14 protein-coding genes are annotated in these 13,469 nt (G+C 62.4%); 1 reads left to right on the plus strand and 13 read right to left on the minus strand.

Going from position 1 to position 13,469, the window contains the following annotated elements:
• Nucleotides 1-715: 715 nt before the first annotated feature.
• Nucleotides 716-1,990: a UDP-N-acetylglucosamine 1-carboxyvinyltransferase gene (murA, locus tag AC51GR_RS17350; protein ID WP_496325899.1), complete on the minus strand. Its 1,275-nt coding sequence runs from the start codon at nt 1,988-1,990 to the stop codon at nt 716-718.
• A gap of 365 nt (nt 1,991-2,355) precedes the next feature.
• Here murA and AC51GR_RS17355 point away from each other — a divergent pair, with 365 nt between their 5' ends.
• Nucleotides 2,356-2,988 carry a cob(I)yrinic acid a,c-diamide adenosyltransferase gene (locus tag AC51GR_RS17355; RefSeq protein WP_496325900.1) on the plus strand — a complete coding sequence of 211 codons (633 nt, stop codon included), beginning with the start codon at nt 2,356-2,358 and terminating at the stop codon, nt 2,986-2,988.
• 94 nt (nt 2,989-3,082) lie between these two features.
• Here AC51GR_RS17355 and AC51GR_RS17360 read toward each other — a convergent pair whose 3' ends face one another.
• From AC51GR_RS17360 to AC51GR_RS17415, 12 genes are all read right to left on the minus strand, one after another.
• The gene (locus tag AC51GR_RS17360) at nt 3,083-3,514 is read right to left on the minus strand and encodes a DUF2550 domain-containing protein (protein WP_496325901.1); all 432 of its coding nucleotides are present in this window, start codon (nt 3,512-3,514) and stop codon (nt 3,083-3,085) included.
• A gap of 130 nt (nt 3,515-3,644) precedes the next feature.
• Nucleotides 3,645-4,031 carry a F0F1 ATP synthase subunit epsilon gene (locus tag AC51GR_RS17365; RefSeq protein ID WP_496325902.1) on the minus strand — a complete coding sequence of 129 codons (387 nt, stop codon included), beginning with the start codon at nt 4,029-4,031 and terminating at the stop codon, nt 3,645-3,647.
• Nucleotides 4,032-4,040: 9 nt separating this feature from the next.
• The gene (gene atpD, locus AC51GR_RS17370; RefSeq protein WP_496325903.1) at nt 4,041-5,489 is read right to left on the minus strand and encodes a F0F1 ATP synthase subunit beta; all 1,449 of its coding nucleotides are present in this window, start codon (nt 5,487-5,489) and stop codon (nt 4,041-4,043) included.
• 87 nt (nt 5,490-5,576) lie between these two features.
• On the minus strand, nt 5,577-6,494 hold the full coding sequence (locus AC51GR_RS17375) for a F0F1 ATP synthase subunit gamma (RefSeq protein ID WP_496325904.1): 918 nt from the start codon (nt 6,492-6,494) through the stop codon (nt 5,577-5,579).
• 59 nt (nt 6,495-6,553) lie between these two features.
• Nucleotides 6,554-8,182: a F0F1 ATP synthase subunit alpha gene (gene atpA, locus AC51GR_RS17380; RefSeq protein WP_496325905.1), complete on the minus strand. Its 1,629-nt coding sequence runs from the start codon at nt 8,180-8,182 to the stop codon at nt 6,554-6,556.
• A gap of 72 nt (nt 8,183-8,254) precedes the next feature.
• Nucleotides 8,255-9,079, minus strand: coding sequence for a F0F1 ATP synthase subunit delta (locus AC51GR_RS17385; RefSeq protein ID WP_496325906.1), 825 nt, complete (start codon nt 9,077-9,079; stop codon nt 8,255-8,257).
• Between the two features lie 5 nt (nt 9,080-9,084).
• Nucleotides 9,085-9,636, minus strand: coding sequence for a F0F1 ATP synthase subunit B (locus AC51GR_RS17390; RefSeq protein WP_496325907.1), 552 nt, complete (start codon nt 9,634-9,636; stop codon nt 9,085-9,087).
• Nucleotides 9,637-9,640: 4 nt separating this feature from the next.
• On the minus strand, nt 9,641-9,877 hold the full coding sequence (locus tag AC51GR_RS17395) for an ATP synthase F0 subunit C (protein ID WP_496325908.1): 237 nt from the start codon (nt 9,875-9,877) through the stop codon (nt 9,641-9,643).
• 93 nt (nt 9,878-9,970) lie between these two features.
• The gene (gene atpB, locus AC51GR_RS17400; protein WP_496325909.1) at nt 9,971-10,825 is read right to left on the minus strand and encodes a F0F1 ATP synthase subunit A; all 855 of its coding nucleotides are present in this window, start codon (nt 10,823-10,825) and stop codon (nt 9,971-9,973) included.
• Between the two features lie 232 nt (nt 10,826-11,057).
• The gene (locus tag AC51GR_RS17405) at nt 11,058-11,528 is read right to left on the minus strand and encodes a Cg1360 family ATP-synthase-associated protein (protein WP_496325910.1); all 471 of its coding nucleotides are present in this window, start codon (nt 11,526-11,528) and stop codon (nt 11,058-11,060) included.
• Nucleotides 11,529-11,548: 20 nt separating this feature from the next.
• Nucleotides 11,549-12,766: a glycosyltransferase family 4 protein gene (locus AC51GR_RS17410; protein ID WP_496325911.1), complete on the minus strand. Its 1,218-nt coding sequence runs from the start codon at nt 12,764-12,766 to the stop codon at nt 11,549-11,551.
• Between the two features lie 33 nt (nt 12,767-12,799).
• Entirely contained in the window at nt 12,800-13,453 is a 654-nt protein-coding gene (locus tag AC51GR_RS17415; protein WP_496325912.1) for an L-threonylcarbamoyladenylate synthase, read from the minus strand.
• Nucleotides 13,454-13,469 lie beyond the last annotated feature (16 nt).

Consider the following 13,469-nt stretch of genomic DNA (forward strand, 5'->3'; position numbering starts at 1 on the left):
GTTTCAAAAAAATATGTCCTGAAGAGATTTCATAATCCCAACCAAACAAAAACTGACACCACCACAGGACTCAAAACCTGCGATGGGATCAAAAAATTATCTAACTAATGCCGGCACCACACATCCGTCAACCCGACCAAACCCCAGACTGGGATTTCGTCACCGTGACAGACATACAGCACCTAAATTGGCACTAACAATCCATCGACACACTATCGAGTTCTCAAAGAACACACCCACATCCGATCTGCACACACCTTCAACAAGCGTGTCGTCCCGGCGGGATATTTTATTGTAACTTCCTCGTTGTCTCCGTCTCGGAGGCAACTTTTCAAGCTTACCGGACTCACATCCGGTATGCAACTCGCTGCTCTCGCAGTCCGTCACCACCCGCGCTGGAACCCTCCACCAACAGGCGGAGCACATTCACACTATGGGCGGTCCGCGTTGTTCCTTCAGGAGAAGACTTCCCTGTCGGTGTTCTCGGCTCCCGGCTTCTCGCTCTCCGGCGCCTCACTCGCTGACTTGAAGAAAGTTACGGGAACAAGTCGGTCGGCGTCAAATCGCCTGGTGCGCAGCGGCTTCGAGACGCATTCATGCAGGTCACCGGATTCTGGAAGATGTTTGATCCGTAACCAGACGGCAACGTCCCGACAGAAATGTCCTTGTGATCACCACCACCGGGACAATCCAGGCGCGTTGCGTTGACAACCGGTCAGTCCTGCTTCGAATCCGCTGTCACACGCACGATCTCGCCACCAAGGCTGCGCATGATCTCCACGAAATCGGGATATCCGCGATCGATATGCGACACATCGTGCACCTCGGTCACCCCGTCGGCGACAAGACCGGCCAGCACCAATCCGGCGCCGGCGCGGATGTCCGAACTCCACACCGGTGCACTCGACAGCTGTTCGATCCCACGAATCACCGCGTGATGACCATCTGTCCGAGCATCCGCACCCAACCGCACCATCTCTTCGACGAATCGGAAACGGGCCTCGAAGACGTTCTCGGTGATCACCGACATGCCGTCACTGATCGCGGCCAAGCCGATGGCCATCGGCTGTAGGTCGGTCGGGAACCCGGGAAACGGGAGCGTCGAGTAATTGACCGCCATCGGCCTACCCACCTGGACGACTCGGAAACCGTCGGGAAACTGGGTCACCGACGCACCCGCACCGACGAGCTTGGACAGCACCAGTTGCAGATGTCGGGGATCAACCCCGCGGACGGTGATGTCACCCCGCGTCATGACGGCGGCGATGGCCCAGGTGGATGCGACAATCCGATCACCGATCACCCGATGGGTGACCGGTTTCAATTGTTCGACGCCCTCGACCGTCAGGGTGGACGTGCCTTCACCGCTGATCTTCGCGCCCATCTGCTGCAACATCACGCACAGATCGACGATCTCCGGCTCGCGGGCGGCATTGTCGATGGTGGTCACGCCTTCGGCCAGTACCGCCGCCATCAGGATGTTCTCGGTGGCACCGACGGATGGGAACTCCAGGCTGATCGGTGCCCCGATCAGCTTGTCCGCCTCAGCGACCACACATCCGTGTTCGATCACGCTGTGTGCACCGAGCAGACGCAGCCCGGCCTGGTGCATGTCGAGTGGACGAGATCCGATCGCATCACCACCTGGTAGCGCGACCACAGCCCGTCGGCAACGCGCCACCAGTGGACCGAGCACACAGACCGACGCGCGGAACTGCTTCACCGCGTCGAAATCGGCGTGGAACTTCAGTTCGGCCGGGGTGTCGATCACCACGGTGTCGCCGTCATGGGTGACGGTGGCACCGAGCCCGCGCAAGACGTCGGCCATCAACGGCACGTCCAGGATCTGCGGGCAATTGGTGATGGTTGTCTTGCCCTCGGCGAGTAACGCCGCAGCCATCAACTTCAGAACGCTGTTCTTGGCGCCCACGACTTCGACCTCACCGGTCAGTCGTGCGCCCCCGGTCACCAGAAAACGATCATCAACCACGGACGTAGCCTAGGCGACCCGAACGTGGCCGCCACCGACGGCCCGTCATAGCGTTCATCGATTCTCGACCACGAGCTTCAGGGAGGCGAGCCCCTTTTCGAAATCGCCACCGATGAACTTGTCGGTGGGAATGACTTTCGCGAATGACTTTGCCGGCCCGGCGTTTTCACCGCTCGTCGGCCACTTCACGACGGTCCCCGCGCCGGCCGGCCGGCCGTAGGTCCGAAGATCGACTCGGCGGGGGCGGCGATCGTGATCGATCGCTCGATGGTGAAGGGCTGTGACGCCAATGGTGTCCCCCGGTTGAAGTGTCGCGGCCCTGACCGGCCAGTACCACTGCGAGGATACCGGGTAGCTTTGCTCTCATGGCTGTTCACCTGACCCGTATCTACACCCGTACCGGCGACGCGGGAACCACTGGACTCAGCGACTTTTCACGCGTTTCCAAAAACGATCCCCGCGTGCTCGCCTACGCCGACTGCGATGAGGCCAATGCCGCGATCGGTGTAGCGCTGGCGATGGGGAACCCCACCGCAGACGTCGCCGAGATCCTGCAGCGCGTACAGAACGATCTGTTCGATGCGGGTGCGGATCTGTCGACTCCGGTGGTCGCGGATCCGAAGTATCCACCGCTGCGCATCCTGCAGAGCTACATCGACGACCTCGAGGTCTGGTGCGATCACTACACCGACCAGCTCGCGCCGCTCAATTCGTTCATCCTGCCCGGCGGTAGCCCGCTCAGCGCATACCTGCATGTGGCACGGACGGTCACCCGGCGCGCCGAACGGACGGCATGGGCGGCCATCGAAGCTTTCCCGGACTCCACCAGTGCACTGCCGGCGCAGTACCTGAACCGCCTGTCAGACCTGCTCTTCATTCTGTCCAGGGTCGCCAATCCCGGCGGCGACATCCTGTGGCAGCCAGGTGAGCAGCGCAAACGTGCCCGACCTGAGGGCAGCGAGCCCGGCACCGATCAGGGTGCGGGCTCAGAAGACTGATCGGATACACAAAGAAAGGCCCAGACCGTCTCGGTCTGGGCCTTTCTTTGTAGATTCTGATCGAGCACGTCAACGGTGGTGGTTCGGCCGATACTCAGTCACGGCGACGACGTTCCGCACGCTGCGACGGGCGGGATTCGAGCCACGACTGGAATGCGGTGACCCCGCCGCTGTCGAGAGCGAGTTCGAAGTCTCCATCGTGGTCGGCCAGTTCGAGGATCACCATGTCGTTGTCGAGGACATCGGCTTCGGTGGCGGTCGGTGACCTACGGCCACTGACAGTCACGGACTGGCGCAGAACGAGGCGCTGCGGCCCGGGCAGCACCCGGCGTAGGCGGAAGTACTCCAAGGCGTTGTCGTCGTATCGGACCACCCCGTGCCGCCAGCCCCGGCCATCGTCAGCGGGCAGTTCACGCAATAGAGCCGACGTACCCGAACCTCGCAATTCGTTGATCCGGTAGAGCATGTAAAGCACAAACACAAGGACAAGCACGATCACCGCGAGGGCAGCCAGATTCCAGTCCACAGACGACACCTCCTTTTACCCCCGCCAGAAATACAACGATCCCCGCAAACTTGTCTGAAGTTTGCGGGGACCGTGGAACAATTAGCCATTCGAACGGCCCTGCTCTACAGGATGCCATCCGATCGACAATTTATTTGACTTGCTGCAGTACTTCCACCGCGCGCAGACGCGATTCGGCCCGCAGGTACTCGGCGCTGCCCTTCTCGGCGGACGAGAGAACCGAACGCTCGGCTGCCTCGTCGACGTCCCCGGCCCACTCGGCCGACTCTGCGAGAATCGTGACGACCTCACCGGTCACCGAGATGAAACCACCCTGCACAGCTGCCACGCGGCGCTTGCCACCGACCTCATCGATCGCGACATATCCGCCCGGTGCCAGCTGACCCAGCGTGGGCTCGTGATGAGCCAGCAGACCCACAGCGCCCTCGGTGGTCTGAGCCACTACAAACGTTGCTTCGCCGGAGTACAGACGCGATTCAACCGCGACCAACTCGACGTGAAATGGCGTGTCAGGCATCGGGTGATGTCACTTTCCGGTGATCTTCTTGGCAGCGGCCTCGACGTCGTCGAGTCCGCCACAGCTGTTGAACGCCTGCTCGGGAAGATGATCGTATTCGCCCTTGGAGACCTTGTCGAAAGCTTCGATGGTGTCGGCGAGCGGCACCACAGAACCCTTCTGGCCGGTGAACTTCTCGGCAACGATGAAGTTCTGGCCGAGGAACTTCTGGATCCGCCGTGCACGCTGCACGGTGATCTTGTCCTCCTCGGAGAGCTCGTCCATACCGAGAATCGCGATGATGTCCTGCAGTTCCTTGTACTTCTGCAGGATCCGCTTGACCTCGTTGGCGACGCGGAAGTGCTCGTCACCGACGATCGAGGCCTCCAGGATGCGTGAGGTCGACGTCAGCGGGTCCACAGCCGGGTAGATACCGAGCTGCGAAATCGGGCGCGAGAGCTCCGTGGTGGCATCCAGGTGGGCGAACGTGGTCGCCGGCGCCGGGTCGGTGTAGTCGTCGGCGGGCACGTAGATGGCCTGCAGCGAGGTGATCGAGTTACCGCGCGTCGAGGTGATGCGCTCCTGCAGCTCGCCCATCTCGTCAGCCAGGGTCGGCTGGTAACCAACGGCAGACGGCATCCGGCCGAGCAGCGTGGAGACCTCGGAACCGGCCTGGGTGAAACGGAAGATGTTGTCGATGAACAGCAGCACGTCCTGACGCTTGACGTCACGGAAGTACTCCGCCATCGTCAGCGCGGACAGAGCGACCCGCATACGCGTGCCCGGCGGCTCATCCATCTGACCGAACACCAACGCGGTGTCCTGCAGAACGCCCATCTCCTCCATCTCGAGGTGGAGGTCGGTGCCCTCACGGGTACGCTCACCCACGCCTGCGAACACCGAGGTGCCCGAGAACTCGCGAGCGATACGGGTGATCATCTCCTGGATCAGAACGGTCTTGCCGACACCGGCACCACCGAACAGACCGATCTTGCCGCCCTTGACGTACGGGGTCAGCAGGTCGATGACCTTGATGCCGGTCTCGAGGATCTCGGTCTTGCCCTCGAGCTGATCGAACGCCGGGGGCTTCCGGTGGATGCCCCACTGCTCGCCGTCGCGACCGGTGCCCGGTGCGTCGAGGCAATCGCCGAGTGCGTTGAACACGTGGCCCTTGACGACGTCACCGACGGGAACCGAGATCGGCTTGTCGGTGTCGGTCACCTCGGTGCCGCGGGTCAGACCGTCGGTCGGCTGCATCGAGATGGTTCGGACCAAGTTGTCGCCGAGGTGCTGGGCAACCTCGAGCGTCAGTTTCTTGGCAACCGACTTCAGCGCGATTTCGGCGTGAAGTGCGTTGAACAGTGGCGGAATGGCGCCGCGCGGGAACTCCACGTCGACGACCGGACCGATGACACGCACGACGCGGCCGGTCAGCCCAGCGGAACCCTTCCGGGAAGTTTGGGTTTCAGTTGTGGTCATGATGTCTCTTCCTCTGTGACGATGGCATTGGCATGTTTCGCGGACGGCGACCCCACCGGCCGGTTGCCGAAAATGTGTCGAGTCCGTTTACGAAAGGGCATCAACACCGCCGACGATCTCGCTGATCTCTTGGGTGATCTGTGCCTGTCGGAGCTGGTTCGCCTCACGCGACAAGTTGGTGACCAACTCTTCGGCGTTGTCCGTGGCCGCCTTCATGGCGGTACGGCGGGCTGCCGACTCCGAGGCGGCCGAGTCGAGCAGCGCCGAGAACACGCGGGTCGCCACGTACTTGGGCAGCAAGGCTGAGAGCAGCGCCTCCGGACCGGGCTCGAACTCGTAGTTCCGAGAAGCTCCCGTGCTCTCACCGGTCTCGTCCACGGACACCACCAGGGGTGCGACGCGGCGAACGACCGGTGTCTGCGTCAGCATGCTGACGAAGCGCGTGTACACGATGTGGAACTCATCGACGCCCTCGACCTGGCTGCCGTCAGGCGAATCGACCATGGTGCCCGAACCCGCCATGAACAGGTCGATCAGCTGCTCGGAGGCGTTCCACGCGTCGCTGTATGCCGGCTGCTGAGAGAAGCCGGTCCAGCTTCCCTGCACGGGCATCTTCCGGAAGTTGAAGTACGTCGTGCCCTTTTGTCCGGTGACAAAAAGGACGACGTCCTTGCCCTCCTCGGTCAGCAACTCGATGAGCTGGCGAGCCTCGCGCAGCACATTCGAGTTGTAGCCGCCCGCCATGCCACGGTCGCTCGTAACGATCAACACCGCAGCACGTTTCGGCTCGGGACGCTCCGTCAGCAACGGATGTGTCAACGAGGTGGCGCTCGAAGCCAACTCGGAGAGGACCGCAGTGATCTCCTCCGAGTACGGCTTCGAGGCCGCCACACGAGCCTGAGCCTTGGTGATGCGCGAAGTCGCGATCAGCTCCTGTGCCTTCGTGATCTTCTTGGTCGATTGCACAGACCGGATGCGCGAACGTAGCTCGCGAATGCTAGCCATCTACTGTCACAGCCCTTCCCGGCCCGTCAAACGTTTACCAATCATCAAACGATTCCCTATTACTTGCGTACTTTGACGGTCTCGTCCTCGACCTTGTCTGCGGCCAGAGCCGAAGCAGCTGCTTCGTTCACGGTGTCAGACTTCTCGCTGGCCAAGAAATTTTCCTTGTACTTGTCAGCGGCGGCCACGAGAGCATGAGCAGCCTCGTCAGTCAGCGCCTTGCCGCCGGCGATGGTCTCGTAGACACCGGAAGCAGTGCGATGCAGCTCGTCGATCAGCTCCGCCTCGTACCGGCGGACATCCTCGATGGGGACCGTGTCGAAGTGTCCTTCACCGGCGAGGTAGATCGAGACGATCTGGTCCTCGACCGATACCGGAGAGAACTGGTCCTGCTTGAGCAACTCCACCCAGCGGGCACCACGGTCGAGCTGAGCCTTCGAGGCATCATCCAGGTCGGAGGCGAAAGCCGAGAAGGCTTCCAGCTCACGGAACTGGGCGAGCTCCAGACGCAGCGAACCCGAAACCTTCTTCAGGCCCTTGGTCTGAGCGGCGCCACCAACACGGGAGACGGACGTACCGACGTTGATCGCCGGACGAACACCCTTGTTGAAGAGGTCGGACTCGAGGAAGACCTGACCGTCGGTGATCGAGATGACGTTGGTCGGGATGAACGCCGAGACGTCGTTGGCCTTGGTCTCGATGATCGGCAGACCGGTCATCGAACCGCCACCCATGGCCTCGGAGAGCTTGGCGCAACGCTCCAGCAGACGCGAGTGCAAGTAGAAGACGTCACCGGGGTATGCCTCGCGGCCCGGCGGACGACGCAGCAGCAGCGAAATGGCGCGGTAGGCCTCGGCCTGCTTCGACAGATCGTCGAACACGATGAGGACGTGCTTGCCCTCGTACATCCAGTGCTGGCCGATGGCCGAACCGGTGTACGGTGCGAGCCACTTGAAACCGGCGGAATCCGAGGCCGGTGCAGCGACGATCGTGGTGTAAGCCATCGCGCCCGACTCTTCGAGAGCGGTCTTGACGCCCGCGATGGTCGAACCCTTCTGGCCGATTGCCACATAGATGCAGCGAACCTGCTTGTTGGGGTCGCCGGTTTCCCAGTTCGCCTTCTGGTTCAGGATCGCGTCGATGCAGACCGCGGTCTTGCCGGTCTTGCGGTCACCGATGATCAGCTGACGCTGTCCGCGACCGATTGCGGTCATGGCGTCGATGGCCTTGATACCGGTGGCCAGCGACTCCTCGACGGGCTGGCGCTCGAGCACCGAAGCCGCCTGGAGTTCGAGGACGCGGTTCTCCGAGGACACGATCTCGCCGCGGCCGTCGATCGGCTTGCCGAGGGGGTCCACGACGCGGCCGAGGAAGTTGTCGCCGACGGGGACGGACAAAACGTCTCCGGTGCGGCGGACTTCCTGGCCTTCTTCGAGAGTGTTGTAGTCACCGAGGATGACTGCGCCGATCTCGGATTCGTCGAGGTTCAGTGCGACGCCGAGGACGCCGCCGGGGAACTCGAGGAGTTCGTTCGACATCGCGGACGGCAGTCCGCTGATGTGTGCGATTCCGTCGCTGGTATCAGTGACATACCCGACCTCGTCACGTGCAACTTCCGTTGAGAAATTCGAGGTGTAGGTTTCAATCGCACTTCGGATCTCATCGGAGGTGATCGTCAACTCCGCCATATTCTTGCCCTGCTCTTCCTGCGTGGTCGTGAGTTTTGTGGAATCGGTGTGGTGCGTCGTCTGCGGCGAAGCTCAGCCCAGCGACTTGCGGATCGTGGCCAGTCGGCCGGCGCCTGAACCATCGATCACTTCGTCACCGATCTTGACGACCAAGCCCGAGAGCAGGTCCTGATCGACGACAACATGGGTGATGATCGGCTGGTTGTAGATGCGCGCGAGTGTGGACGTCAGAGCGTCCACCTGCGAGCTCGTCAACTCGACGGATGCCCGCACCTTCGCAACCAGACGATCACGCTGTCCGGCGGCCAGGTTCGACAACGCATCCAGTGCGTCAGCCGGTTTCTGATCGGACAACCGGGCGATCGACTGGATGGCGAGTGCCTCGGTGACCGCTGACACCTTGCCGGAGGTCAGCGACGCCAGCAGTTCCTGGCGCGCCTTGGCCGATCGAGACTTGTCCTTGAGGACAATCTCGAGTTCGGGGTGAGCGGCGACCGTACGGCCGAGCAAGAACAGTTCTTCCTCGACTGCGTCGAGTGTTCCCGCTTCGGCCGCCGACTTGAGGTAGGCCTCGCGGCCGAGGAGTTCAAGCCCGTCCAGCAGGTCCGAGGTGCTCGACCAGTCACGGCCGACCGCCTCGACCACCACGGCCAGAGTGCCGGCACCGATCTGGCTGCCGAACAATTGGCGTGCCAGACCCTGCCGGACATCCACCGGTGCGGAGATGTCGCCGAACGCGGTACGCAACGATCGCTCGCTGTCGAGGAACCCGACAACTGCGAACAGGTCGGAACCGATCTGCTGCGCAGTCGTGGCGGCGTCGCCACCGGCTGCTGAAATCGTCTCGGCCAGGATTGCCCGGGTACCGCTCAAAGCGTCGCGGCTGGCTGCGTACATCGCCTTCACTTCCTCTGCGCAGAAGTCGCGTCGAGCTCGGCCAGGAACCGGTCAACGGTCTGTCCGCGCTTGGCGCTTTCTTCCAGGTGCTCGCCGACGATCTTCTCGGCCAGGTCAACAGCGGTCCGACCGAGGTCCGACCGGAGTTCGGTGACGATCTGATCGCGTTCGGCCTTCAGCTGCGAGCGGCCTGCGGCAACGATGCGCGCGCTTTCCGCTTCGCCTTGAGCCCGGAGCTCGGCGATGATCTCTTGTCCGCGTAGCCGTGCGTCCTCGCGAATCTGCGCGGCGACTGCACGGGTTTCGAGCAGCTGCTCTTCACGCTGCTTGAGCAGGGCGTCGGCTTCGAGTTGTGCATCAGAGGCCCGCTTGAGTCCACCGACGATGCCGTCGGTGCGCTCTTCGAGAACCTTCTGAGCCCGTGGAAGAACTAGCTTCCAGAAGACGAGTCCCACAATCACCAGGGCCACGATGGACCAGGTGATGTCGTAGGTCGCAGGCAGAAGAGGATTATGCGATTCCTCTTCGGCGGCGAGAATCAAGGAGTTGGCACTCATCGGATCAGAAGATGAAGCCGGCAACCAAGCCGATCAAGGCCAGCGCTTCGGTGAATGCGATACCGAGGAACATGGTGGTACGCAACTGGCCGGCGAGCTCCGGCTGACGCGCGGTGCCCTCGATGGTCTTGCCGACGACGATGCCGATACCGATACCGGGGCCGATGGCAGCCAGACCGTATCCGATGGCGCCGAAGTTGAGTTCGCTGATCTCACCGGTTACTTGCGCGAGGTTGCTCATGGTGTTGGATCCCTTTCTTCTTGATCCGCTGGGCGAGGTTTAGCCGCAGCGGCCAGTTTGTTGGTCGAGATGTATTGGGGGGTAACGCTTCGGTCAGTGTTCCGCGGCGTGATCAGCCAGGTCGATGTAGACGGCAGTCAGCAAGGCGAAGATGTATGCCTGCAACACGATCACCAGGAGTTCGAAGAAAGTGAAAGCGATGCCGCCGAGCAATGCCGGCAAGCCGAAGATCCAGGTCCAGGCTTCCGTGGTGAAGAAGAAGTACTGGGTGGCGCTGAAGAACAGTACCAACAGGATATGACCGGCAAGCATGTTGGCCATCAGACGAACCGTCAGCGTGAACGGCCGCAGAATGAAGGTCGAGAGGAACTCGATCGGGATCAGGAGGATGTGCAGCGCGGGCGGCACGTCCGGGACCACGATGCTCGACTTCACGTAGCCGAGGAAGCCGTACTTCTTGATGCCGACGTAGTTGAAGACGATGTACGCCAGCGCGGCCAACACGATCGGCATACCGATCAAACCGTTGGACGAGATGTTCAGCACCGGGATCACGCCGGAGAAGTTCAGGAACAACACCGTGAAGAAGATCGTCACCAAGATCGGGAGGAAACGCTTCCCGTTCTCTTTCCCGAGGACACTCTCTGCGATCTGGATACGGACGAAGTCCAACGCCATCTCGCCGACGTTCTGCAAGCCGCGAGGAACCAGTTTCGGGCTCCGGAAGGCCAGCAAGAAGAAGACGACGCAGACGCCGGCCATCAAGAGCCGGATCAGCATCAGACGATCGAGTTCGAAGATCGTTCCTTCAAAAAGGACTGCATCAGGGTAAAAGTCGGACAGCGAGGGTGGGTGGTATCCCCCATCGTCTGCCGCGAGGTTCAAGACGCTCAGCACTCTCTCCCGTGCTCTGGCCACAGGCAGCGTGCCTGCAGTTCGACCGGACATAAGTTCAGATCTAGCAAAAAGTTCTTCTCAGATTTCATGCCGTACACGGCCCGGGGAACTCCCCTGGGCGAAAGTCGCATTCCTGCGCCTTCTCGCGTCGCACGGCAGTCTGAGTACCGGGCTGGTCAAGTCCGGTTCTCTTCTGCGGGCCAACGATAGCAATACGGTAGGTGACCCTCATAGTTCGGGTATCCGCCGGACACCAATACTACCCTGTGTAGTATGTCCGGATTCAATCCTCGTCGTCAATGTCACCCTCCGGGGCGACATCGACGTACGGGATTTTGGTGGTCATGACCGCGTAGGTTTCGCACGCCAGGACGATCACCATCGCGATGAGTGCGGTGACCCCGAGGGCGACATGATTGAGCGAATCAACGTTGCTCAGCGCCGCGAGGGCGAGCATGGCCAACAACAGTTTGAGCAGCCACGTGCCCATCAGGATCGCACCGCCGGTCGTCGGGGACGCATTGGCCGTCAGCACCACGACGACGACCGTGAACAGGATGAATCCGCCGCCGAACGCCGCACCCACCAACGCTCCCCAGAGGCCCTCGGTGCCGTCTATGAGCGCCCAGGCGCCCGCGCTGATCACGGTCAGTACAACAAGTCCGAGCGCGCCGTAGCGGATCGCCTTCTGCAACGGGGTGATCGGTCTTGCATCATTTGGGGTGGTCAGTGCTGGTTCAGAAGCTTCGTTCACCCTTCCAGGGTAAGGGTCGTTCAGGAAGCGCCGGTACTCACACCCGCCCGGTGCCGGTTCCGTAGGCGGGGAACGATCGTTGCGAGCATCGCGATGATCAGCCCGCCACCGAGGACCGGGAGCACCACAGACGCCGAGAACAGCGTGCTGGCAGCAGCACTGAAGGCGAGGACACCGACCCACAGGTAGATCACCAGCACGACGCGGCGATGGGAGTGACCGAGTTCGAGAAGCCGGTGATGCAGGTGCATCTTGTCCGGTGTGTAGAACCCGACACCGGCACGCGTTCGCCGGATGACCGCAAGCAGCATGTCGAGCATCGGGATGAACATGACCGCGGCCACCAGGATGATCGGCGAGAGCAGGGTGAAGACATCGGCCGGGCCGTAGGCGTTGATGGCGATCCGGCCCGACGCACTGGTCGACGCCGCGGCCAGCATCAGGCCGATGAGCATCGAACCGGAGTCGCCCATGAAGATGCGCGCCGGCTGGAAGTTGTGTGGGAGAAAGCCGAGGCAGGCGCCGGCGAGGATCACGGCGATGAGGGCCGGTGGGTAGTAGCTGACATCACCGCCCTGATCGTGCAGAAGGCCCAGGGAGAAGACGCAGATGGCCAGCGCCGCGATCAGCGCCAGGCCCGCCGCCAGTCCGTCCAGCCCGTCGACGAAGTTCATCGCGTTCACCGTCGCCACCGTGACCGCGATGGTGAGCAGCCCCGACTGCAGCGGGTCGAGGACAACGGTCCCGATGTCACCGAACGGCACGTTCACGACCGTCCAGCTCAGCCCCATGATCACCAGCACGCCTGCAGCGGTGAGCTGGCCGACGAACTTGGTGAGCGCGTCGATCCCCCACCGGTCATCGATGATCCCGACCAGGACGATCACCCCGCCCGCCACGACGACGGCATTCATGTCGTCGGTGTAGTCGAAACCTCGCGTCAACGCGGGCAGTTCGCCGGCCAGGACCATCCCGGCGAGCACACCCAGGTACATGCCGACACCGCCGAGTCGGGGTGTGGGCACCGCGTGGACGTCACGGTTACGCGGAACCGCGACCGCACCGGTCCGGGTCGCGACAACCCGCACCACGCCCGTGATGAGGTACGTGATGAGTGCGGCGCACAGTCCGACCAGCATCAATTCACGCAGCGGCACACCCGCGCCGCTACTGGTGAGACCGGACTGGGCGGCAATCAACACACCACTGCCCTCATTCAACGTTGTCGAATAGGCCACGGATACGGACGCTACCGGGGGTCCACATGCGGGTCAGACCCGAAGACTCTCGACCTCGGTGCCGAGGACCTCGGCGATTTCTTCGGCGCTGATCGCGCCTTCTCGCAAGATCTTGGGTGTGACATCGGTGAGGTCGACGATCGTCGACGGCACCGCTTTCGCGGCGGGCCCACCATCGAGGTAGACCGCCACGGACTCCCCCAGTTGCTCGCGCGCCTGCTCGACGGTGGTGGCCGGCGGCTGCCCGGAGACGTTGGCACTGGACACCGCCATCGGACCCACCTCACGCAGCACCTCGATCGCCACCGGATGCAGCGGCATCCGCAGCATCACGGTGCCGCGGGTGTCACCGAGATCCCAGGCCAGCGACGGCGCCTGGTGCACAACCAGACTCAGACCTCCGGGCCAGAAGGCGCGGGTCAGTTCGCGGGCGGTCGGTGACACCGACAGGACCAGTCCGTCGATCGTCGACCAGGAGCCGACCAGGACCGGCACCGGCATGTCACGACCGCGGCCTTTGGCGGCCAGCAGGCTGTTCACGGACTCGGAATCGAAAGCGTCACAACCGATTCCGTAGAGGGTGTCGGTGGGCATGACGATCAGGCGTCCGCCTTTGACGGCGCCGACCGCGGCGCGCAGGCCGGCGGACCGGGATCCGGGATTGCTGCAATCGAACGTAGTGCTCACGGCGTCCATCCTTGCA

It is taken from the genome of Williamsia sp. z71 (genome assembly GCF_059553375.1).